A 20,478-nucleotide genomic window follows, 5' to 3' on the forward strand; every position below is an offset into this window, starting at 1 on the left:
AGTTGATCAGCGGAGCGTCACACCAACGCGGCCTGGCCTGGGCCTCAGCCGAGGACAGCCCGCCACGACGGCGGGACAGACAACTGACCAGGCGCGCGTGTGTCTCGCCGCACCCTCACCGGCCACCGCCACCCGGTCGAAGCGATCGGCCAGGCCAGCCCATGACGGCGGAACCGCTATAGAGGCTGCGGACACTGATCCGTAGCTCTAGCCGGAACGGTCGGCGGCGGTCAGACCGGCTCTTTCGCGGTTGCGAGTAGGCACAGACGGTCGGCGATGGTTCGGGTGGTTGCTGTACTTCAGTGCTATACGGCTACGCCACGTCCTTCGCGAACGACGAGCACCGGCCATCGCAGGCCTCGCGGCTTCGGAAGCGCCGGCGCGCCTCAGCGAGGCTCATCGATCCGTTGGGGCCACCAGCGACGGCATCCGCATCATGGTCGTCCTGTCCGTCGTCCTCCCAGCCGCAGATTCGGCACATCTCGAATCCGCCACGGTGCGTGAGTGTCACGTGACGACAGCACGGGCAGCGTTCCGAGCCGTCCTCTGGAACCCCATGATTGTTGATGAATGGCACGGTCACCTGCACATGGTGCCTGATCGGACCCATCTTGTGGCCAGCGAGCAACCTAGTTTGGAAGACCAGTGTGGTGCCCTCACCGTGGCCTCGTACGGCCCCGTGTAGGGCCTTCGGGGTGTCCGGCCCACTGATTTCCCCGTGGTTCCCCCTTGTTCGCCCCTCAGACGGGCACGCAGCGGGCACGCGGGGCACGCCGGCTACTCGTCGTCCTCGTACTCCTCGACCGAGGGCGGCAACCACGTCTGCCGGGCCCGGTCCGCCCGCCATGCCTCCTCGACCTTGGCCCGTGCTGCGGGGTGCTGGCACTCGACGGTGTGCGCGGGTATCACCATGTCGTCCGGCATCGGTTCGAGCCCGCTCACCCGCACCGCGATCCTGGCGACGGGGTAGGTCGAGTGCCGCGCGGGCTTCGTCACGATGCGCCACCGGTAGCGCCGCGGTACTTCCTTGGCCCGCGCGGGCGCCGTGGAGAGGCTCACCCACCGGTCGTAGTTGGTGGGCACCGTGCGTACCTCCATGCCGCACTTGGGGCACCCCTCGGGCTCGATCCACTTGACATCGTCCGGGTCTGGCTCGGGCCTTGGCGGGGCGGTGGCTTCGTTGATCTCGGCCAGGTCGTTGGCCAACCGGTTCCAACACCGGTCGCACAGCACGACATCCAGCGGCAAGGTCCCCCGCCCGTACGCCGGTTGGCCTGGGTCGCGGCACTCATCGCACACAAGGTCCTGGTTGGTGCGCTCTCTCCCCATAGGTTCGAGTGTGAGTATCCGTGTGCGGAGAGTAGTAGGGCGAAATCAAGCCCAACTTGTGCTGGCTTGCTCCCGATGAGCGAACGGAGCCTCTCATGTGACCGATGGGTCCGACCGCGCCCCACCGGCGAGAGCGCAGCAGTCGTCGCCGATGTCATGCAATATCAAGATGAGTAGGTCTAAGTACGCCTAACACAATGAGGTGGATCGGTCCTGGTGGCCGTGTCCGGTCGGTGGGTTCGGCGTTGTCCGGGCCATGGGGGCTTCGCCGTGGATCGTGTCGGATGACCTGTGGGAGCGGATCGAGCCGCTGCTGCCGAAGCGGGAGAGGCGGTTCAGGTACCCGGGCCGCAAGCCGGTCCCGGACCGACAGGCGCTGTGCGGGATCCTGTTCGTGCTGCAAACCGGCATTCAGTGGGAACACCTGCCTCAGGAGCTCGGCTTCGGGTCCGGTATGACGTGCTGGCGACGACTGCGGGACTGGAACAAGGCCGGCGTCTGGCAACGGCTACACGAGGTGCTACTGGCCGAGCTGAATGCCGCCGCCCGCCTCGACTGGTCAAGAGCGGTCGTCGACTCCAGCCACGTCAGGGCCCTAAAAGGGGGCTCCAGACCGGACCGTCGCCAGTCGACCGAGGACGGGCCGGCTCCAAGCATCACCTGATCACCGACGGCCACGGCACCCCGCTCGCGGTCATCCTCACCGGCGGCAACCGCAACGACGTCACCCAGCTCATGCCGCTGCTCGAGGCCGTCCCGCCTGTCCGCGGCCGGCCGGGACGGCCCCGCCGAAAGCCCCAGTCGGTCTTCGCCGACCGAGGCTACGACCACGACGTCTACCGCGATCAGGTCCGGGCCCGCCGGATCCTGCCTGTCATCGCCCGACGCGGCACACCCCACGGCAGCGGCCTGGGCGTCTACCGGTGGGTGGTCGAGCGCACCTTCGCCTGGCTCCACGGCTTCAAACGACTCCGCGCCCGCTGGGAACGACGGGCCGACATCCACGAAGCCTTCCTCAGGCTCGCCTGCTGCCTGATCACCCATCGCCAAGTGCTGTCCCTGACCTGACCGGCACTCACCCCAAGTCGACAGACTGACCCGGCAAACTGATCGCATGGACCGAGACACCCTGCAATCCGCACTGTCCCAGGACGTCAGCGCCTCTGCCCGCGCGTCCCTGGCCGAGCTGGAGGCAGGCGCGGACTTCGAGGTCTTTCTGAACCAAACGGCCCCTGCGTAACAGCTCTGGGGCATCTGGTCGTGGCGGCACGAAGTCATGCTCGAAACGGGCGTCACGCCTCGGCCCGGACTTGTGAAGCCATCGCCGGACTCCAAGCCGCAGGAACAGCTCGGGTCTACATGGCGACCGTCACTGGATCGCAGAGACATTTTACGATCTTCCTGTCGGAAGACCTCACCCAGTGTGTTGCCTGCTGGTGACTACCTCATCGTGTTAGGCGTTCTGAGACACCTACGGCCCACCAGCCTGCGCCGATCGCAACACCGCGAGTCTGGGATGGTTCGCGGGTGACAAACCCCTGGCCTTACGGGTGACAGGCTGCACTCCACGCGATCAGGACCGGCTTCGTGGGCTGGTTGCGTAGCGTGCCCGGAAAACGGGTCCTCCGCGGGAAGGTGCGCTCTGGAACCAGGCTGGCTCAGCTACACGAGGAGTTGCGCAGGCATCTTCCAGTCCGTTTGGGGGGCTTCGGTCCTTTTCTACACCCATTTCGCCTCGTGATCTTGTAGAAGGTGAGGAAACCACCCACCTCACCGAAGGGCCCCTGAACATGGCATTCCGCCCCTTGCGTCGCGCCGCTGCTGTACTCCTGGCCTCCGCCTTGAGTCCGGCGGTGCTTCTGGCGGCCCCCGGCACTGGGGCAGCCGCCGAGGGCAGTGCTCCCCTGGTTGTGACGTCCGGCTGGTCCGAACCGGGGAAGACGGCGTACGCCACGTGCCCCCAGGGCACCACCCTCGTCGGCGGCGGCTACGACTCCAACCCCACTCATCTGGGCAACGGCCAAGTCTCCGACGCGGTCGACTTCAACGCGCCGTCCTCGGCCTCGTCCAGGCCGAACACCTGGGGCGTCCAGATGGACAAGGGTCAGGCCGAGGCGTACGCGATGTGCAGCAAGGACTCCGACCAGGCTCCCGTCGTCGTCGCCTCCGACTGGTCCAAGCCGGCGCAAGCGGTGTACGCCACCTGCCCGCAGGGCACCTCGCTCATCGGTGGCGGTTACGACTCCAAGCCCGCCCATCTGGGCAGCGGCGCGGTCGCCGACGCCGTCAACAGCAGCGTGCCCTCCGCCACCACGCCGAACAGTTGGGCCATCCGCATGGACAAGGGCGTGGCCAAGGCGTACGTGATGTGCAGCAAGGACTCCGACCAGGCTCCCGTCGTCGTCGCCTCCGACAGCTGGTCCGAGCCGGGGAAGACGGCGTACGCCACCTGTCCGCAGGGCACCTCGCTCATCGGCGGCGGCTACAACTCCGAACCCACCCACACCGGCGACACCGCGAATTCCGACGCGGTTGACTTCAACGCGCCGTCCTCGGCCTCCTCCAGGCCGAACACCTGGGGCGTCCAGATGGACAAGGGCCTGGCCCAGGCGTACGCGATGTGCAGCAAGGACTCCGACCAGGCTCCCGTCGTCGTCGCCTCCGACTGGTCCAAGCCGGCGAAGGCGGCGTACGCCACCTGCCCGCAGGGCACCACCTTGGCCGGCGCCGGCTACGACTCCAAGCCCGCCCATCTGGGCAGCGGCGCGGTCGCCGACGCCGTCAACACCAGCGTGCCCTCCGCCACCACGCCGAACAGCTGGGCCATCCGCATGGACATCGGAGTCGCCAAGGCGTACGTGATGTGCACGAAGTAGCTTCTGCCACCGCAGGGCCCCGGCCGCAGGACATATTGCGGCGGGGCTGGTGGGCTGCTCCTCGATCCGGTGAATCGCAGGGTCGCCTGCGTGTCATGCCCTGTGCCGTGCGGGCTGGGACAGAAGGGTGCTTCCCGTACCCGGACCCGAACCCTGGAGGAGCAATGGGCATGATGACGCCGGCCGAAGCCGAGGCTGTGTTCAACGAGATCGACACCGATGCGAGCGGTGAGATCCGGCTGAGCGAGCTGAGGGACTATGGGATGGCCAACGGCGGCACCGTCGGCGGGCTGAAGCTCGCCGACTTCGTCCGGGCAGCAGACTCTGACGGCGACAGGCGGATCACCCGCGCCGAGTTCACGTCGTACTTCGCCTGACGATCGCACCGGGGGGCCTCGCCGACGCCCCGTCGGCGTGCCCCTGTTCGCAGAGGCGTGATCCGGGGCCGTCACCAAACTTCAGGTTCGTGAGAACGGAACCACGTTGTCAGGGGCTGATGAGTCTTCCACCGCAGTTCGATGGCCAGCCTGCCGGGTGAGAACGGCACCGGCAAGTGCCAGCATCGTGACTCGCTGACGCAGCTCGTCGATCTCCGCTCTCCGGTCCCTGAGGGTCTTCTGGAGTTTCGTGACGGTCTCCCGCAGCCGTCAATCGGATTCCAGCATCTGCCCGGGTTCGCGGACGCGCTCATAGGAGGCGTTCTTCAGGTCGGCGTGCCGCTTCATGAGGGCCATGCGGTCGGCACCGGCTTCGGCTGCGAGCGCGGCGCCGGTGAGGCTGCCGTCGGAGGCCGTGGGCCTTACGGCCAGGCGGTCCATAGCCTCGCGGATGCGGGTGCGTTCGTCGTCGTGCCGGGGCTGCTGGGTCATGTGAGGGCCTTTGCCGGTCGGGCGGTGGTCTCGAGGAGGACGGCCGCGTCGCAGAGCCGGTCGGTGTTGACCCGAAGCCGTCGGCTGAGCAAGGCGACCGTCACTGGATCGCAGAGACGTTTCACGATCTTCCTGTCGGAAGACCTCACCCAGTGCGTTGCCTGCTGGTGACTACCTCATTGTGTTAGGCGTTCTAAGATTCTTCGAGTCGACCGCGAGTTTTCAGGGGGTTACGACATGGCAGCAGAAGAATCTGGAATACCCGCAGACTATTGGATCGCCGCCGCGACGGTTCTTCCCATTATCGCCCTAGGCATCATGGCTGAGGCGCGCGAATCCGTGAGGCGGTGGAGAGAGAAGCCGGGGCAACCTCCTGGCTTGTTTAGATTGTTTTTGGCGCTCTTGTGGCTTGCCTATCTGGCGATGGCTGCTTTCTCGGTTCCCGCGTCTCTCAGGGCGCTTCGTGGAGAGCGTGTGGCGAGTTATTGGCCTAACTTGATCGAGTTCACTGCAGTGCAAGGCCTTGCTGTGGTGACGATCACCCCAATGCTTGAACTCATAATGCAGTCCGAGTGGATGGCGAGGCTAATTGCGATCTTGGGTATGCCAGCTCGTTTGTACAGGAAGGCGCAGCTTGCCTCCGATCTCCTAGGTCAGAGGATCAACTCACTAGGCAGCGTCTGGTTATGCTCAAGCATCTATCTACGGTATTGATCATAGAATCTCAAGCCCTTCGGTTGTCGGTTCAGTCAAATTTGACGGTCGATGAACGCGCCGAGATTGCGGAGATGCAAGAAAAGATCGCGGAATCTAAACTTGCCCTAGGCAAATCGCTCGAAGATGCCGATGCCACTCTTTCGACATTCCCGGATTTCCATCAACGGTTGCGGAATGCAACGACGATGGAGCGGACGATGAAGATGGTTGTTGAGTCGTTGGGAGATGAAGTATGGTGACTCGCCGTTGGTGGATAGCGGTCATTTTGCCACGGGTGTGCTCGCGCACTACTGCCGAAGCTACCGTCTGGCTTCCGTCCCGTCTGCCGTCGGCCCGCACGTCAGTGGAGCGGGCGTGGTTCAGGGTGTCAAGGTGGAGCGCGCCACTGTACGAACGACCTTGGCGCCCTGGGCCGCGTCTGCTCGGCTTTGCCCGGGTCGATGGCAGGCGGGATGGAAGCTCCCACCCCCACCACGACGCTCCCGCACCCGCCGAGCGAGCCCCCGTCCATCTCGGAGCCTGAGCGCCCCCGCCGGAGGCACCACCACCCACCCACCTCCGCCTTCCCCACCCTCCTTTTCCCCTGGTCGCCGTGGTTCCCGGGTGCTGGCTGACACCCCCTTGGGCCCAGATGGCTGGGTGGATGCGGGACGCCTGGTGGGACGTGGTGTTTGTGCCGGTCCGGGGGTTGCTGTGCTGCTGGTGGTGTGGGGTTGTCGGCGTGTTTGTGCTCGGTCCCGGTGGTGGTCGGGCAAAGCGTGTGGCGGGGAACCCCGTGGTATTACTGGCGCGGGGCCGGGGGCCGCGCGGCGCGGGCCGGAGGCAGGAGCGCAAGCGCGGCCCCCGAGCCCCCGCGGTGGCGGCCGATGGGGTGTTCCCGTAGCGACGGCTGGAAGCCGATTGCTCCGGCCAGCCGGGTACCCGAAGGGTAAGAGCTGCCGAACAACCACCATCCACCCAAGGCGAAGGCCGTCCCCGTAGGCCTGGGCGACAGCCCCCCGCCGGCTTCTCCCGGGAAGTGCGCTGATCACCGTCGCCGACCCCAGTCGGAACGGGGGTTGATCACCACGCAGGCCCGAAGGCCCGGGAGTTCTGCGCTCGCGACACCCCACCCGAGGGACCGACCGGCGCCCCTCCTCCCCTCCCCGCCAACGGCGGGGAGCTTGAACTCGTAGAGAAAGTTGTTACTCACTTCGGCCCGCTTGTGTGGGCATGTGAAAGGGCCCCGGCCGCGTGGAGCTTCACGGCGTCGGGGCCCTTTGGGGAGGTCTCTCGGTCCGGCGTTGTAGCGGACGGTCACTGCCCTTCTGGGGTTGGGGATTGGAGAGGTGCGGGTAAGGCCAGGTCGTCGAGTCGTGCCTCGCTGGGGGCGTGCTGTTCGATCGTTGCCGCGATCTTGCGCCAGGTCGTGAAGACGGACATCACCTCGGGCTCGGGGGCGTGGGTGAGGTCTGTCAGGAAGCGGCGTTCCAGGACGGTGTGGTTCAGGGCTCGGCAGATGCGGGCGACCGTCCACAGGGTGTGGGCAGCTGGTGGTGGGGTGGGCGAGGTCATGGAGTGACTTTCGTGGTCAGGTGGGCGGTGACGGTGTGGCCGTGCTGGTCGCCGTGGGTTTCGACGTGGTGGGCGAGGGTGGTGACCATTGCCAGGCCGCGGCCGTGGGTTTCGGTGGGGTCGGGGTGCTCGACGGTCGGGGCGGTCTTCGTGGCTCCGGAGTCGGTCACCGAGATGGACACGAGGGCTTCGGAGACGGACAGGCTGACGTAGAAGCTTCCGGGCGGCTGGTCGGTGGTGGTGTCGGTGTGGGTGTGGAGCACGGCGTTCGTGCTCAGCTCCGTGACGATCAGCGCCGCGTCGTCCGCGCAGGGGGAATTGCGCAGGACGTCGCGGGTCCAGCGGCGGGCGCGGCCTACTTCTTCGGGGGAGCCGGGGCAACTCAGTCCCCAGACTTGCGGGCTACTCATATACTCGTGCATACAAGTTGCTTTCTGCTGATGGGCGGCCATGGAGCGGTGTTGCGAGCTAGACGAGTTTGACGCCGTCGTGGGCGCGGACGGCCGGTGGGGACGCGGCGTCGAGGGCGTCCAGGACGCGGATCGCGTACGCCTCGTCGGCAAGTTCGGAGACCTCGTTACGGGTTGCCCAGCGCAGGGCGCTGGTCTCGGGACCGGTCGACATACCGCCGCCGATCGCTTCGCAGCGGAAGACCAGGGAGACGATCAGGCCGGTCATGTTCTTGTAGACGCCGGTCAGGGTCGCCGGGAGAGCGATCTTGATTCCGGTCTCCTCCAGCACCTCGCGCTGGAGGGCGTCGGGGATCGTCTCCCCCGCTTCGAGCACACCGCCGGGCGGCTCCCAGTGGCCGTTGTCCCGGCGGCGGATCAGCAAGGCCCGGCCGGCGTCGTCGACGATGACTCCGGCGACGCTCACCGAGTGCGGGCGCTCGATCGGCACGTACGTGGTCCCTTCGACTGGCTAGGCTGCCCACCGTAGCAAGTATGGTCGGCTACTTGTCTAGACATCCGAAGGAGTGAACCTTGCCCGGTACGTACTCCGGTGTTCTCGGGGCGCTGGACCCGACCAGCGACCGTGCCGTCTTCCGGCAGATCGCCGACCAGTTGCGCGAAGCGATCCGTCCGGGGCGCTTCGGCGAAGGTGACAAGCTGCCCAGCGAATCGGAGTTGGTCGAGCACTACGGCGTCTCGCGGATGACCGTCCGCAACGCGCTGTCCGTCCTCCAGGGCGAGGGCCTGGTCGTGTCCGAACATGGCAGGGGCGTCTTCGTGCGGGCCCGGCCGCCCGTGCGGCGGCTGGCCTCGGACCGGTTCGCGCGGCGGCACCGAGAGCAGGGGAAGTCGGCGTTCATCGTCGAGGCCGACGCAGCGGGCGGCCACCCGACCGTGGACAGCCTGGAGGTCACGGAGGAGAAGCCGAGCCAGGACGTCGCGAACCGGCTGGGCGGCCCCCGCAAAGTGCTCGCCCGGCGCCGCCGCTACCTCCTCGACGGACGGCCCGTCGAATACGCCACCTCGTACCTACCGCTCGACCTGGCCCGAGGCACCGCCATCGCCGAACCCAACCCCGGGCCAGGCGGCATCTACGCCCGGCTCGAAGAACTCGGCCACCAACTCGACCACTTCGAGGAAGAGATCCGCGCCCGCATGCCCTCACCCGACGAGGCCAAGCTCCTCCAGCTCGCCGCAGGCGTGCCCGTCATCCACCTCGTCCGCACCGCCTACGACATCGAAGGACGCGCCGTCGAGGTCTGCGACACCGTCATGGCGGCAGACGCGTACGTCCTCGCGTACCAGCTCCCCGCCACCTGACCCGCGCGGCTGGGTCGTGATGCCGTGCGTTCTCGCGGACTCGTACGCCTTCACCGCCCATACCGGGGCCCTGTGGCGGCCCTTCTCCATCTCCCTGCGCCGCGAGATCGCCAAGCGAGCCGGGCCCGAAAAGCTGTGGCTGCTGCACTTCCGTAGTGCATAGGCTCCCGCTCGCTGAGTTGAGGGAGCGGGATGTCCGACGAAGATTCCATCGGGTCCGAGACGCTGCTCTGCGATGACCCTTCCCACGAGGTGGTGCTCATCGACTGCGGGGGCCCCGCGAGAGGGATGTGATCCTGGCAGTGCGCAAGGTGACCGGGCTGAGCTTGTGGCACAGCCGCGACCTGGCGCGCCAAACTCCCGTCATCCTTCTTGGGGATCTGTCTGAGTTCAGTGCCCAGTCCGCTGTCGCTCTGCTCGAAAGCGCTGGCGCCCGAGCGGAGTGGCGACAGGAACCGGAGCCCGGAGAGCGCACCGCCCCGATGCCCTGACGGCCCACCCACGGCCCCGGACGCACCCGTGCCCCCTGCCGCGCGGGAAGCCGCACAGCAGGGGGCACGCGTAAAGCGGAGAAAGACTACTTCTTGCCCTGGTTCTTGACCGCCTCGATCGCCGCCGCCGCCGCGTCGGGGTCGAGGTAGCGGCCGCCCGGGGTCACCGGGTGGAAGTCGGGGTCGAGGTCGTAGGCGAGGGGGATGCCCGTGGGGATGTTGAGGGAGGCGATGTCCGCGTCGGAGATGCCGTCGAGGTGCTTGACCAGGGCGCGGAGGGAGTTGCCGTGGGCGGCGACGAGGACGGTGCGGCCGGTCAGGAGGTCGGGGACGATCGCGTCGTACCAGTAGGGGAGCATCCGGTGGACGACGTCCTTGAGGCACTCCGTGCGGGGGCGCAGCTCCGGGGGGATGGAGGCGTAGCGCGGGTCGTCGCTCTGGGAGAACTCGGTGCCGTCCTCAAGGGGGGGCGGCGGGGTGTCGTAGGAGCGGCGCCACAGCATGAACTGCTCCTCGCCGAACTCGGCGAGGGTCTGGGCCTTGTCCTTGCCCTGGAGGGCGCCGTAGTGGCGCTCGTTGAGGCGCCAGCTGCGCTGGACCGGGATCCAGTGGCGGTCGGCGGCTTCGAGGGCCAGCTGGGCGGTGCGGATGGCGCGCTTCTGGAGCGAGGTGTGCACCACGTCCGGCAGCAGCCCGGCCTCCGCCAGGAGCTCGCCGCCGCGGACGGCCTCCTTCTCGCCCTTGTCGTTGAGGTTGACGTCCACCCAGCCGGTGAACAGGTTCTTCGCGTTCCATTCGCTCTCGCCGTGGCGGAGCAGGATCAGCTTGTACGCAGCAGCAGCCATGCCATCGAGTCTAAGAGAAATCCGATCGCCCCTCGCGACCGGGCTCGGTAAGATGCGCGAAGCATTTGCGCCTCTTACAAGAGACCTGGGAGTGACCCGTGGCGGCCATCAGCCGAGCGGTACGAGAGACGGCGGGCGGCCTGCCGGGGCAGTTCTGGTGGTTGTGGACGAGCACGCTGGTCAACCGGCTCGGCGGCTTCGTCGTGACCTTCCTCGCGCTCTACCTCACCGTCGACCGCGGCTACTCCGCCGCGTACGCCGGTCTGGTCGCCGCGCTCTTCGGGCTCGGCGGCGCGGTGGGGGCGGTGCTCGGCGGGGTGCTGGCCGACCGGCTCGGGCGGCGGGTGACGCTGCTGGCCGCGCAGCTCGGCGCCGCCGTGACGACCGCGGTGCTCGGCTTCGTGGACGGGGCCGTCGCGATCGCCGCCGTCGCCGCCCTCGTCGGCCTGACCGGCAACGCCTCGCGGCCCGCGCTCTCCGCGATGATCTCCGACCTCGTCCCGGCCGCCGACCGGGTCCGCGCGTATTCGCTCAACTACTGGGCGATCAACATCGGCTTCGGCGTCTCGGCGGCCGCGGCCGGCTTCATCGCCGCCGAGGGCTATCTGTGGCTCTTCCTCGGCGACGCGCTGACCACCGTGCTGTGCGCGGTGGTCGTCTACGTGAAGGTGTCGGAGACGAGGCCGGAGGCGGCGCGGAGCGCTGCGCAGGAGGCCGGGGCACCCCGGACGACGCTGCTGGACGTCCTGCGCGACCGGCGCTTCATGGTCCTCACCGGGCTGATCTTCGTCTTCGCCGCCGTGATGCAGCAGGCCAACTCCACCCTCGCCGTCGACATGGGCGAGCACGGGCTCAGCTCGCAGCAGTTCGGCCTGATCGCGAGCATCAACGGCGTCGTCATCGTGCTGCTCCAGATCCCCGTCACCCGCGCGCTGCGGGCCCGCAGCAACGCGATGCTGCTGGCCACCGGCTGCCTCGTCCTGTCCTGGGGCATCGGGCTCACCGTCTTCGCGACGAGCGTGGCGCTGTACGCCCTGACCGTCGCGGTCTGGACGATCGGCGAGATCATCCACGCGCCCGCCTCCATGTCGGCGGTCGCCGACCTCGCCCCGCAGCACGCCCGCGGCCGCTACCAGGGTGTCTCCACGCTGGCCTGGGCCGCCGCAGCCTTCGTCGGACCGCTCGTCGGCGGCCTCACCCTGGAGTACCTCGGGCGCGCGACGGTGTGGCTGGGCTGCGCGGTCGTCGGTACGGTCGCGTCCGTCGGCTACTACGTGCTGCTCAAGCCGGGTACGGCCACGGCCGCGAAGACGGTGCCGGAGGAGCTTCTCCCGGAGCCCGCGGAAGCCCCCGCGTGACACGGGCGCCTACAGCAGGGCGCGCTGCGCCTCGTACAGGTTGGGCGGCTCCACCGCGCCCGGCGCCCCGTACGCCGCCAGGCGCGAGCCGAGCGGGCCGGTGAAGTCGGGCTCGTCGACCTGCGCGAAGGGGCGGACCTCGGAGACGCCGACCGTCGCGCTGCGCGGCGCGACGTCGTCGATCCGGACGCAGCCCGCGCGGGCGTTGGCGACGGTGACGTTCCAGTGCGTGAAGCGGGCGCCGTAGAGCGGGCCCGCGGACAGGTCGCCGCCGTGCTGCCCGTCGTTGACGAGGGTGATCTCGGTGCGGACGTTCGCGAACGGCATCCCGCGGTGGGTGTCGAACGTGCCCATCGCCATCCGGCCGCGCGACCAGACGTTGTACGAGGACAGGCCCTCGGCGTTGATGCCGTGCAGCTGGGTGCCGGCGGGGGCCGGGGTCGTACGGGCGTCGAGGGTGAAGTCCTCGACGAGGTTGTCGTGCGAGCCCTCGCGGCAGACCCAGCCGTGGTGGCAGCCGCGGCCCGAGACGCGGGTACGGCGGAAGGTCGTGGCCTTGGCCGCGACCATCAGGAAGCCGTTGTCGACGTCGACGGCGTGCACGTCGTCCACCCAGCAGTCCCAGGTGCACTGCGCGACCAGGCCGTTCCAGCCGCGGTCGAGCAGGTGCGGGGACTGCTCGGCGGGGGCGTCGGTGCGGATCGTGAGCCCCTCGACACCCGCGTCCAGCAGCGGCGCGGCGAGCGTGGTCAGGCGGGGGCGGAATGCGGGGCGGGTGGCCAGCGGCAGGGGGCGGTCGAAGGTCACGCGGTGGTGGGCGGGGTCCACGGCGGTGATGACGGCGGGCCACTCGTAGGGGAGGTAGGAGACCAGCTTGGTCTTGTCCGCCCAGTCGTACGCGGCCGCGCCCGGGATGTCCCCGGCGATGTGGGCGAGCAGCGCGTCGCAGCCGGCGGCGGCCGCGGGCCCGGCACCGTACCGCTCGCCGTACTGCACGAGCACCCGATCCCCCGCCCGCACCCGCGAGACGTCGTCCAGCGTGGCCTGCCACCCGCCCTGCGGGCTCAACTCGGTCACCCGCGCCAGCTCCACCGCCTCGTCGCGGAGATTGCCGGTCCAGCCCTCGAAGGGCCAGGCGGCGGCGCGGATCGCGGTGGTGAGGGCGCGGTGGCGGTCGGCGGGGCACATCCACACCAGGCCGCCCGCCCAGGACCAGGAGGACTTGTCGCCGCCGTACCGGCTGCCGTAGCGGCCGACGAGGTCGGTGAGGGACGCGGTGGCGCGCAGCGTGGTGCGGTCGCTGCCGGCGCCGCGCAGCGTGGTGTGGCTCCAGCCGACGAGGATGACGTCGTCGACGCGGTACGTGCCCGGCGGGAGCAGCACCGTACCGCCGCCGGACTCGCCGACCTCGCGCAACGCCCGGTTGATCGCGGGCGCGGAGTCGGCGGCGCCGGACGGGTCGGCGCCGAAGTCCAGGGCGTTGGCCATGACCGGGTGGCGCGGGAAGGCGCGGGCGCCGCCGCCGCAGCCGGCGAGGGCGACGTACGGGATCTGCGGGTGCGTGTACGGGCGGGTGCGGATTTCCTCCCACAGCGCGGCGGCCTCGCCGACGCCCCCGGCTCCTGCGGCCTGCCCCTCGCTCATGCGCGCCACCCCTCGCCCCTCACCGTCGAGCCACCGTTTCACATATCTGAACAGAGTTCAGATGTACGACGCCCCCGAGGGTGTCACGGCACCCGGCCCGCACGGAAGACCCGCGAACCGAACAGCTACGCGTCCTCGCTGGTCAACCGGCTGAACGCGTCCAGATTCCGGGTCGACTCGCCGCGCGAGACCCGCCACGCGTACTCCTTGCGGATCGCCGTCGCGAAGCCCAGCTCCAGCAGCGTGTTGAACGACCCGTCCGCGTTCTCGACCACCGCGCCGAGCAGCCGGTCGACCTCGTCGGGGGTGACGGCGGCGAGCGGGAAGCGGCCGGTGAGGTAGACGTCGCCGAGCCGGTCGACGGCGTACGCGACGCCGTACAGCTTGAGGTTGCGCTCCAGCAGCCAGCGGTGGAAGGCCTCGTGGTTCTCGTCGGGGCGGCGTACGACGAAGGCGTTGAGCGACAGGGTGTGCCGCCCGACGATCAGCTGGCAGGTGGTGGACAGCTTGCGCGTACCGGGCAGCTGCGTGACGTACGTGCCGGGGCGCGGCGATTCCCACGGCAGCTCGGACTCGCGCAGCACCTGCTCGACGACCTGCCGCGCGGCCTGCGCGGCGGGCCCGTCGTCCGTACGCTCGCCGCCGCCGCGGCCCTGCTCAGGCTCAGCCATGGGGCGATCGTAGGCGACGGCGGTGCTCCCACTGCGCTGCCGCGTACACCTCGGCCGTGTCCTCCGCGGAGGCCTCCCAGCCGAACGCGCGGGCGTGCCGGGCGGCCGCTGCGCCGAGGGTGTCGGCGAGCGGCGGGTGGTCGACGAAGCGGGCGAGCACGCGCGCGTAGTCCTGCGGGTCGTGGCCGGCGACGAGGAAGCCGGTGTGCCCGTCGGCCACGGCGACCGGCAGCCCGCCCACCGCGGCCGCGACGACCGGCGTGCCGCACGCCTGCGCCTCGATCGCGACCAGGCCGAAGGACTCGCTGTGCGAGGGCATCACCAGCACGGTGGCCGCGCGGTACCAGTCGGCGAGCTGCTCCTGCGGCACGGGCGGCTGGAAGCGGATGACGTCGGAGACGCCGAGCCGGGCGGCGAGCTTGTGCAGCGCCTCCGGCTTGGCCAGGCCCGTGCCGCTCGGGCCGCCGACGATCGGCACGAGCAGCCGGTCGCGCAGCGCGGGCCGCTCGGCGAGCAGCACCGCGACCGCGCGGACCAGCACGTCGGGCGCCTTGAGCGGCTGGATGCGGCCGGCGAAGAGCGGGACGAGCGCGTCCTGCGGCAGGCCGAGGCGGGCGCGGGCGGCGGCCCGGCCCCCGGGGTCGGGGCGGAAGCGGTCGAGGTTGACGCCGGGGTGGACGACGGCGACCTTGCCGGGCGGGGCGGCGTAGTGGCGTACCAGCTCGTCGGCCTCCTCGTCGGTGTTGGCGATGAGCCGGTCGGCCGCCGCGACGACCTGGGTCTCGCCGATCACCCGCGCCACGGGTTCGGGCGTGTCGTGCTCGGCGAGGGCGGCGTTCTTGACCTTGGCCATGGTGTGCATGGCGTGCACGAGCGGGACGCCCCAGCGCTCGGCGGCGAGCCAGCCGACGTGGCCGGAGAGCCAGTAGTGGGAGTGGACGAGGTCGTAGTGGCCGGGGCGCTGCCCGGCCCACGCGCGCATCAGGCCGTGCGTGAAGGCGCACAGCTGCGCGGGCAGCTCCTCCTTGGCCAGGCCCTCGTACGGGCCCGCGTCGATGTGCCGCACCAGGACACCGGGCGCCAGCTCGACGTGCGGGAGGCGGGCGCCGGTGGTGGAGCGGGTGAAGATCTCCACCTCTATGTCCCGCTCGGCCAGCCGCCGGGCCAGCTCGACGATGTACACGTTCATGCCGCCGGCGTCGCCCGTGCCGGGCTGGTGCAGCGGCGAGGTGTGGACGCTCAGCATGGCGATCCTGCGGACCCGGCGGCCCCCCCTGCGGTGCGGGCGGTACGCCGCGGCGGCCGCACCGGCCGCGCTGCGCAGCCCGCCGAACCGGGACGTGTACTGGGTCGTCACCCTTCCATCCTTCCGGCAGCCGTACCCCCGCGTTCAACCGTGGGCAACACCGGAAGCAGGGATTCCATTTCCACCTTTGCCGAAGCGTGATGAAACCCGCTTGACGGTGCGCCGCCCGCCCTCCACGTCGCCCCGCGGCGACCCGGCACCTACCCCGCGGGCGGCCGGTTACGCTCGCGGGCATGAGCGGCGGTACGGGACGGGCGCGGGCGGCGCGCGGGGCAGGCGGGGCGGGGCCCGGCGGGTCGGGGGCCGCGGTCGGCGTCGTGACCCGGGGCACCACCAACCCCAACCGGCTGCGCCGCATGGACCGCTGGATCGCCGCCGCGCACGGCCCGCAGCTGCGCCGCACCGCCGACCCGCTCGCCGTCGACCTGGGGTACGGGGCCGCGCCCTGGACCGCCGTCGAGTTGCTGGGGCGGCTGCGCCGGGTGCGGGCGGACGCGCAGGTGGTCGGCGTCGAGATCGACCCGGAGCGGGTCGCGGCCGCGCTGCCGTACGCCCGCGAGGGGCTGGGCTTCGTGCGCGGCGGCTTCGAGGTGCCGCTGCCGGACGGGCGGCGGCCGACGCTCATCCGCGCCGCGAACGTCCTGCGGCAGTACGCCGAGGACGAGGTGCCCGCGGTGTGGGCGCGGCTCACGGCCCGGCTCGCGCCGGGCGGGCTGCTGGTCGAGGGCACGTGCGACGAGATCGGGCGGCGGCACGTATGGGTCGCGCTCGGGCCCGAGGGCCCGCGGACGGTGACCTTCGCCACCCGGCTGGGCTCGCTGGAGCGCCCCTCGGACCTGGCGGAACGGCTGCCGAAGGCGCTGATCCACCGCAATGTGCCGGGTGAGGGCGTGCACGCGTTTCTCACCGGCTTCGACCGGGCATGGGCCGCGGCGGCCCCGCTGTCGGCGCTGGGGGCGCGGCAGCGCTGGATAGCGGCGGTGCGCGCCCTGCGGGCGGACGGCTGGCCGGTGACGGACGGCCCGGCGCGCTGGCGGCAGGGCGAGGTCACGGTGGCGTGGGAGGCGCTGGCGCCGCGCTGAGGCGGCGCGGGCGGGAGGGTGCGGGCGGCTCCGCGCGGCGGACGCGGGCGGGAGGGCGCGGGCCGCAACGGAAGGGCGCGGGTTCGGGCGGCCGCGCATGGACGGGCGCGGGGAGGGGCAGAACTCGGACAGCGGCGTACGCGGGCGTACGACGGCGCGCGGCTCACTCCGAGTGACGCACCGTCCGTACAAATAGCCCATGGGGGTTGATTTCGCCGCCTATTGTGCGGGCCGGGCAAATTCCCGCACTCCCCCGCCATTCGCCCGGCATCGGTTCCGGTTGTGGACCGGATACGGGGCATGGTTGCAGTGAAACCGCGTGACATACGTCATGTGCGGATCCCCACATCGGTGGCGAAATCGCGCCCTGGCCACCGCATATGACGGTGACGGTTTACAACTGCCCCTCCCGTGACGCCAGGTTCAGCCACTAGGGTTCCTGGGGCCGGGGAAGGCAAAGCAAGGCAAAGGAAACACCGTCAATCGTTCAGGGGACCGGAAAGGAGTCGCTTGATGTCCGCTGCCAAGCGCGGCACCGAACGGCCCACGGCCACCGGACCCGGGGCCGGGCGCCCCGCCTCCGCCCCTGCTCCCACCGCCGCTTCCGCTGCCGCCGCCCCCGAGCCCGCGGGCCCCGCGCCCGGCGCCTCCGCCGCGGTCAGCCTGCCGCGCCAGCGCAAGGACACCGCCGAGGCCCCCGTCACCTTCAACCTGCTGGTCGTCGGCGACGACCCGGCGGGCGCCTTCACCGCCCCCTACTTCCAGGACGGCGCCGGCCCCCGCATCCGCGTCCTGCGCGCGGGCAACCTCACCGCCGCGGGCCGGCTGCTCACCGACGACGTCCACTGCATCCTGCTGGACCTGCCCGACGTCCTGGAGGGCGTCCGGCACGTGCTGCGCGTCGCGCCCGGCACCGCCGTCCTCGTCCTCACCGAGGGGGCCGACGACGGCACCGCCGCGGAGGCCGTACGCATCGGCGCCCAGGACCACCTGCCGCGCGGCGACGTCGACGCCTCCGGGGTGACGCGCGCGGTCCGCTACGCGGTGGAGCGCAAACGCGCCGACCTCGCGCTGCGCAAGCTCACCGAGACCCGGCTGCGCGCGCAGGAGAACCGCCGCCTCGAACGCGGCCTGCTCCCCACCCCACTGCTGGAGGGCGCCGGGCTGCGCTTCGCCTCCCACTACCGGCCCGGCCGCAGCCGCGCGCTGCTCGGCGGCGACTTCTACGACACCGTCCGCACGTCCGACGGCGTCGTGCACGCCATGATCGGCGACGTCTGCGGCCACGGCCCGGACGCGGCCGCCCTCGGCGTCGAACTGCGCATCGCCTGGCGCGCGCTCACCTTCGCCGGGCTCGGCGGCGAGACGCTGCTGCGCACGATGCAGCAGGTGCTGGTGCACGAGCGGTCCGACGACGAGATCTTCGCGACCCTGTGCACGCTCGACATCGCCCCGGACGGCCGCACCGCCGGCCTCTACCTCGCCGGCCACCCCGCCCCGCTGCTCTCCGGCACCGGCGGCGCCCCCCGGCTGCTCCCGCACGAGGACGGCGGCCCCGCGCTGGGCCTGCTCCCCGACGAGCTGGCCGACTGGCAGCGGGTGCCGGTCGCGCTCGACGGCGAATGGCGGCTCATGCTCTACACGGACGGCCTGATCGAGGGCCGCGTCGGCAACGGCACGCAGCGCCTGGAGCAGGACGGCATGCTGCGGCTGGTCTCCCGGCTGCTCGCGGCGGGCCTGCACGGCGACGCGCTGCTCGACGCCGCCGTGACGGAGGTGCGCGAGCTCAACGGGGGCGAGCTGACGGACGACGTGGCCGTGGTGCTGCTGGAGCGGTGCGCGACGGCGTAGCCGCTTTTTCTGCGCCGGTCAGCGGCGGCCGTTGTACGGGCCGTAGGGCCCGTCGCTGCTGCTGCCGCCGCGGCTGCCACCGCTGCGGCGCGGCATCCCGCGCCTGCGGCCCTGGCCGCGTCCGCTGACCTCGCGCAGGGCGGGGCGGACGTCGACCGTGTACACGATCACCGCGATCAGGCCGATGATCGGCAGGAACGAGATGATCGAGAAGAACTTCATCACCAGGCCGGCCAGGCCCAGGATGATGAGCCAGAAGCCCTTGTTGTTCTTGCCCGCGGCGCGGTACGCGTCCTCGCGGTAGGTGGCGGCGTCGACGAACGCGAACACCGCGAAGATCAGGAGCGCCCACGAGATCAGGGCGACCACCCCGAAGAAGCCTGTGATCAGCACGCTGTCCACCCGTCCTTGTCCGTCGGCGTTCTCACCGGCTACCCAACCGTACCGGCCGTACGCGTACAACGGGCCGGGCGCGCGATGCGTGCCCGGCCCGATTCCGTCATCCCTCGGGCTGCGCCTTCTTGGCGGCGGGGGTCTTCTTCGCCGCGGGCTTGCGGGCGGCGGGGGCGGTCTTAGCGGGCGCGGCCTTCGCAGACGCGGCCGGAGTCGCCTTCTTCGGCGTGGCGTCGGCGATCTGCCGCACGTCCGCGCCGCCGTCGCCGTCCTCGCCGCGCCACTGGGCGACGGCGCCCTTGCCGCGCTCGGCCAGCTCGTCGTACGTCTCCCGCGCCCTGACCGCGTAACCGGTCGCGCGGCCGACGCCCTGGAGGGCCAGGTCCTGCACGGACTCGCCGAGCTTCTTGAAGTCCGGCATCTCGCGGAAGGACTTCAGGTCCAGGTCGCGGTAGGTCTCCGAGAGCCGGGTCTGCGCGTCCTTGGCACCCGCGGCGACCCGCTCCTGCACGGCCTTGGGGTCGGTGCCCTTGATCTTCTCGATGTGTCCGGGCGCCTGCTCCCGGAGCCGCTCGAAGAGCGCCGGCACCTCGCGCAGCTTCTCGGCGGCGAGGTCCGCGGTCCCGGCGACCGCGTACAGCGGGGTCGGGTTGCGCAGGCTCTTCACGATGTCGTCGGTGATGGTCATTTCCCGTCTTCCTCCCGTACGGCGGCGGAGGCCTGGGGGCCGCCCGCCGCTCCTCGCTCTGCCACGCCTTCGTCCGGTGCCGCCGCCTTCGACTCCCCCGCGGCGGCGTTCTCCTTCCGGAAGGACTCGTAGATCTGGATCAGCACCTGCTTCTGCCGCTCGTTGATCGCCGGATCCGTGAGAATCGCCGCCGGCACCTCCAGCTCGTCCCGCTCCCGCGCGTCGAGCATCCCGGCCTGCACGTACAGCGTCTCCGCGGAAATCCGCAGCGCCTTCGCGAGCTGCTGCAGAATCTCCGCACTAGGCTTCCGCAGCCCGCGCTCGATCTGGCTCAGATACGGATTCGACACACCGGCCGCCTCCGCCAGCTGCCGCAGACTCAGCTGCGCACTGCGCCGCTGCTCCCGCAGATACTCCCCGACGTTGCCGACCCTCAGTGACGCCATACGTACGAGGGTGCACCCTCCCGCTAACTTTTGCAAGCACCCGCTAGCGCGGAGCTAACCCACCCGGCCCCGGCCGAGGGTCTACCGTTCGGCGCATGACCGCACCCGAGGACCCCGGGCTCCGTATCACCTGGACTCTCGTCGGGCGGGGCTGGGCGAAGTGCGTCGCCGAGGCCGATGCGGCGCGGGTCGAGCTGACCGCGTCGTATCTCAGCACCGCGCCCGAGGACCTGCTGACCGCCGTGGCCCGGCTCGCGGCCGGCGAGACGGAGACGCGGGCGCAGTTCGAGGCGGAGCCGACGGCCTTCCGGTGGATCTTCCACCGGGAGGGGGATGACGCCTGGCTGCGCCTGCTCGAACTGCGGCACGGCGGCGAGCACGACAAGGCCGGAACCGAGCTGTGGTCCGGGCCGGTGAGCATGGACCGGCTCGTCGGCGCGGTGGTCCGCTGCTTCGACGAGGTCGCCACCGTCTACGGGGAGAGCGGCTACCGGGGGAAGCGGGGCGAGCACTTCCCCCGGGGCGAGCTCTGAGCGCTCCGTCGGATATGGCGGGCGGACCGCGCGGGTGAGGTGTCATGATCCGG

The 20,478-nt window shown here is 70.6% G+C and carries 23 protein-coding genes; 10 read left to right on the forward strand and 13 right to left on the reverse strand.

Going from position 1 to position 20,478, the window contains the following annotated elements; genetic code table 11:
• Positions 1-313: 313 nt before the first annotated feature.
• Positions 314-847 (reverse strand): CPCC family cysteine-rich protein, encoded by a 534-nt coding sequence (locus ACH4SL_RS34235; RefSeq protein WP_398453340.1) that lies wholly within the window; start codon positions 845-847, stop codon positions 314-316.
• On the reverse strand, positions 778-1,206 hold the full coding sequence (locus tag ACH4SL_RS34240) for a hypothetical protein (protein ID WP_398453343.1): 429 nt from the start codon (positions 1,204-1,206) through the stop codon (positions 778-780). Before ACH4SL_RS34240 ends, ACH4SL_RS34235 begins: the two co-directional genes overlap by 70 nt.
• A gap of 379 nt (positions 1,207-1,585) precedes the next feature.
• Here ACH4SL_RS34240 and ACH4SL_RS34245 point away from each other — a divergent pair.
• The 3 genes from ACH4SL_RS34245 to ACH4SL_RS34255 all read left to right on the forward strand — a co-directional run bounded on the left by ACH4SL_RS34245 (position 1,586) and on the right by ACH4SL_RS34255 (position 4,582).
• Positions 1,586-2,397, forward strand: a protein-coding gene (locus ACH4SL_RS34245) for an IS5 family transposase (RefSeq protein WP_398453346.1) whose coding sequence is annotated in 2 segments (ribosomal slippage) — positions 1,586-1,909 and positions 1,912-2,397 — 810 coding nt in all. Because the reading frame shifts where the segments join, the coding sequence is not laid out codon by codon here.
• Positions 2,398-3,182: 785 nt separating this feature from the next.
• Positions 3,183-4,205, forward strand: a complete 1,023-nt coding sequence (locus ACH4SL_RS34250; RefSeq protein ID WP_398453349.1) for a hypothetical protein — start codon at positions 3,183-3,185, stop codon at positions 4,203-4,205.
• Positions 4,206-4,369: 164 nt separating this feature from the next.
• A complete protein-coding gene (locus ACH4SL_RS34255; RefSeq protein ID WP_398453352.1) occupies positions 4,370-4,582 on the forward strand; it encodes a hypothetical protein in 213 nt (70 codons plus the stop codon).
• Positions 4,583-4,852: 270 nt separating this feature from the next.
• On the opposite strand, the gene ACH4SL_RS34260 is transcribed toward ACH4SL_RS34255, so the two are convergent.
• Complete coding sequence (locus ACH4SL_RS34260; RefSeq protein WP_398453355.1) at positions 4,853-5,074, reverse strand: hypothetical protein; 222 nt, start codon at positions 5,072-5,074, stop codon at positions 4,853-4,855.
• Positions 5,075-5,760: 686 nt separating this feature from the next.
• On the opposite strand from ACH4SL_RS34260, the gene ACH4SL_RS34265 reads away from it, so the two are divergent.
• Complete coding sequence (locus ACH4SL_RS34265) at positions 5,761-6,030, forward strand: hypothetical protein (RefSeq protein WP_398453358.1); 270 nt, start codon at positions 5,761-5,763, stop codon at positions 6,028-6,030.
• Between the two features lie 1,057 nt (positions 6,031-7,087).
• Here the strand turns inward: ACH4SL_RS34265 and ACH4SL_RS34270 are convergent.
• The 3 genes from ACH4SL_RS34270 to ACH4SL_RS34280 are packed head-to-tail and all read right to left on the reverse strand — an operon-like array spanning position 7,088 to position 8,221.
• Positions 7,088-7,345, reverse strand: coding sequence for a hypothetical protein (locus tag ACH4SL_RS34270; RefSeq protein ID WP_398453361.1), 258 nt, complete (start codon positions 7,343-7,345; stop codon positions 7,088-7,090).
• Positions 7,342-7,767, reverse strand: coding sequence for an ATP-binding protein (locus ACH4SL_RS34275; RefSeq protein WP_398453363.1), 426 nt, complete (start codon positions 7,765-7,767; stop codon positions 7,342-7,344). Before ACH4SL_RS34275 ends, ACH4SL_RS34270 begins: the two co-directional genes overlap by 4 nt.
• Positions 7,768-7,813: 46 nt before the next feature.
• Entirely contained in the window at positions 7,814-8,221 is a 408-nt protein-coding gene (locus ACH4SL_RS34280) for an NUDIX hydrolase (protein ID WP_398453654.1), read from the reverse strand.
• 107 nt (positions 8,222-8,328) lie between these two features.
• Here ACH4SL_RS34280 and ACH4SL_RS34285 point away from each other — a divergent pair, with 107 nt between their 5' ends.
• Both ACH4SL_RS34285 and ACH4SL_RS34290 read left to right on the forward strand, forming a co-directional pair.
• The gene (locus ACH4SL_RS34285) at positions 8,329-9,117 is read left to right on the forward strand and encodes a GntR family transcriptional regulator (protein ID WP_398453366.1); all 789 of its coding nucleotides are present in this window, start codon (positions 8,329-8,331) and stop codon (positions 9,115-9,117) included.
• 311 nt (positions 9,118-9,428) lie between these two features.
• Complete coding sequence (locus ACH4SL_RS34290) at positions 9,429-9,608, forward strand: hypothetical protein (protein WP_398453656.1); 180 nt, start codon at positions 9,429-9,431, stop codon at positions 9,606-9,608.
• Between the two features lie 86 nt (positions 9,609-9,694).
• Here ACH4SL_RS34290 and ACH4SL_RS34295 read toward each other — a convergent pair whose 3' ends face one another.
• A complete protein-coding gene (locus ACH4SL_RS34295) occupies positions 9,695-10,453 on the reverse strand; it encodes a phosphoglyceromutase (RefSeq protein ID WP_398453369.1) in 759 nt (252 codons plus the stop codon).
• 98 nt (positions 10,454-10,551) lie between these two features.
• Between ACH4SL_RS34295 and ACH4SL_RS34300 the strand changes: the two genes are divergently transcribed.
• Complete coding sequence (locus tag ACH4SL_RS34300; RefSeq protein WP_398453372.1) at positions 10,552-11,811, forward strand: MDR family MFS transporter; 1,260 nt, start codon at positions 10,552-10,554, stop codon at positions 11,809-11,811.
• A 9-nt stretch (positions 11,812-11,820) separates the two neighbouring features.
• Here the strand turns inward: ACH4SL_RS34300 and ACH4SL_RS34305 are convergent, their stop codons facing one another.
• From ACH4SL_RS34305 to mshA, 3 genes are all read right to left on the reverse strand, one after another.
• Positions 11,821-13,455 (reverse strand): glycosyl hydrolase family 28-related protein, encoded by a 1,635-nt coding sequence (locus ACH4SL_RS34305; RefSeq protein WP_398453375.1) that lies wholly within the window; start codon positions 13,453-13,455, stop codon positions 11,821-11,823.
• A gap of 125 nt (positions 13,456-13,580) precedes the next feature.
• A complete protein-coding gene (locus tag ACH4SL_RS34310) occupies positions 13,581-14,126 on the reverse strand; it encodes a YbjN domain-containing protein (protein WP_398453377.1) in 546 nt (181 codons plus the stop codon).
• Positions 14,119-15,483 (reverse strand): D-inositol-3-phosphate glycosyltransferase, encoded by a 1,365-nt coding sequence (gene mshA, locus ACH4SL_RS34315; protein ID WP_398453380.1) that lies wholly within the window; start codon positions 15,481-15,483, stop codon positions 14,119-14,121. The genes ACH4SL_RS34310 and mshA overlap by 8 nt, the downstream gene beginning before the upstream one ends.
• Positions 15,484-15,665: 182 nt before the next feature.
• On the opposite strand from mshA, the gene ACH4SL_RS34320 reads away from it, so the two are divergent.
• The gene (locus tag ACH4SL_RS34320) at positions 15,666-16,514 is read left to right on the forward strand and encodes a class I SAM-dependent methyltransferase (RefSeq protein ID WP_398453383.1); all 849 of its coding nucleotides are present in this window, start codon (positions 15,666-15,668) and stop codon (positions 16,512-16,514) included.
• A 513-nt stretch (positions 16,515-17,027) separates the two neighbouring features.
• Complete coding sequence (locus tag ACH4SL_RS34325; protein ID WP_398453386.1) at positions 17,028-18,365, forward strand: PP2C family protein-serine/threonine phosphatase; 1,338 nt, start codon at positions 17,028-17,030, stop codon at positions 18,363-18,365.
• A gap of 18 nt (positions 18,366-18,383) precedes the next feature.
• Here ACH4SL_RS34325 and ACH4SL_RS34330 read toward each other — a convergent pair whose 3' ends face one another.
• From ACH4SL_RS34330 to ACH4SL_RS34340, 3 genes are all read right to left on the reverse strand, one after another.
• The gene (locus tag ACH4SL_RS34330) at positions 18,384-18,758 is read right to left on the reverse strand and encodes a DUF2516 family protein (protein ID WP_398453389.1); all 375 of its coding nucleotides are present in this window, start codon (positions 18,756-18,758) and stop codon (positions 18,384-18,386) included.
• A gap of 106 nt (positions 18,759-18,864) precedes the next feature.
• A complete protein-coding gene (locus ACH4SL_RS34335; RefSeq protein WP_398453392.1) occupies positions 18,865-19,446 on the reverse strand; it encodes a hypothetical protein in 582 nt (193 codons plus the stop codon).
• Positions 19,443-19,892 carry a helix-turn-helix domain-containing protein gene (locus ACH4SL_RS34340; RefSeq protein WP_398453395.1) on the reverse strand — a complete coding sequence of 150 codons (450 nt, stop codon included), beginning with the start codon at positions 19,890-19,892 and terminating at the stop codon, positions 19,443-19,445. The genes ACH4SL_RS34335 and ACH4SL_RS34340 overlap by 4 nt, the downstream gene beginning before the upstream one ends.
• 95 nt (positions 19,893-19,987) lie before the next feature.
• Between ACH4SL_RS34340 and ACH4SL_RS34345 the strand changes: the two genes are divergently transcribed.
• Positions 19,988-20,425: a hypothetical protein gene (locus ACH4SL_RS34345; RefSeq protein ID WP_398453397.1), complete on the forward strand. Its 438-nt coding sequence runs from the start codon at positions 19,988-19,990 to the stop codon at positions 20,423-20,425.
• Positions 20,426-20,478: the final 53 nt, after the last annotated feature.

The sequence above is a fragment of the Streptomyces sp. NPDC021020 genome (assembly GCF_044333285.1).
Classification (GTDB): domain Bacteria; phylum Actinomycetota; class Actinomycetes; order Streptomycetales; family Streptomycetaceae; genus Actinacidiphila.

What these genes read in the sequence shown, in the direction of transcription:
- ACH4SL_RS34235 (WP_398453340.1), bottom strand. Translation starts at nt 847, where the DNA reads ATGGCGGGCGGACCGGGCCCGGCAGACGTGGTTGCCGCCCTCGGTCGA.
- ACH4SL_RS34255 (WP_398453352.1), top strand. Translation starts at nt 4,370, where the DNA reads ATGGGCATGATGACGCCGGCCGAAGCCGAGGCTGTGTTCAACGAGATC.
- ACH4SL_RS34260 (WP_398453355.1), bottom strand. Translation starts at nt 5,074, where the DNA reads ATGACCCAGCAGCCCCGGCACGACGACGAACGCACCCGCATCCGCGAG.
- ACH4SL_RS34265 (WP_398453358.1), top strand. Translation starts at nt 5,761, where the DNA reads ATGCTCAAGCATCTATCTACGGTATTGATCATAGAATCTCAAGCCCTT.
- ACH4SL_RS34270 (WP_398453361.1), bottom strand. Translation starts at nt 7,345, where the DNA reads ATGACCTCGCCCACCCCACCACCAGCTGCCCACACCCTGTGGACGGTC.
- ACH4SL_RS34275 (WP_398453363.1), bottom strand. Translation starts at nt 7,767, where the DNA reads ATGCACGAGTATATGAGTAGCCCGCAAGTCTGGGGACTGAGTTGCCCC.
- ACH4SL_RS34295 (WP_398453369.1), bottom strand. Translation starts at nt 10,453, where the DNA reads ATGGCTGCTGCTGCGTACAAGCTGATCCTGCTCCGCCACGGCGAGAGC.
- ACH4SL_RS34305 (WP_398453375.1), bottom strand. Translation starts at nt 13,455, where the DNA reads ATGAGCGAGGGGCAGGCCGCAGGAGCCGGGGGCGTCGGCGAGGCCGCC.
- ACH4SL_RS34310 (WP_398453377.1), bottom strand. Translation starts at nt 14,126, where the DNA reads ATGGCTGAGCCTGAGCAGGGCCGCGGCGGCGGCGAGCGTACGGACGAC.
- ACH4SL_RS34320 (WP_398453383.1), top strand. Translation starts at nt 15,666, where the DNA reads ATGAGCGGCGGTACGGGACGGGCGCGGGCGGCGCGCGGGGCAGGCGGG.
- ACH4SL_RS34325 (WP_398453386.1), top strand. Translation starts at nt 17,028, where the DNA reads ATGTCCGCTGCCAAGCGCGGCACCGAACGGCCCACGGCCACCGGACCC.
- ACH4SL_RS34335 (WP_398453392.1), bottom strand. Translation starts at nt 19,446, where the DNA reads ATGACCATCACCGACGACATCGTGAAGAGCCTGCGCAACCCGACCCCG.
- ACH4SL_RS34340 (WP_398453395.1), bottom strand. Translation starts at nt 19,892, where the DNA reads ATGGCGTCACTGAGGGTCGGCAACGTCGGGGAGTATCTGCGGGAGCAG.
- ACH4SL_RS34345 (WP_398453397.1), top strand. Translation starts at nt 19,988, where the DNA reads ATGACCGCACCCGAGGACCCCGGGCTCCGTATCACCTGGACTCTCGTC.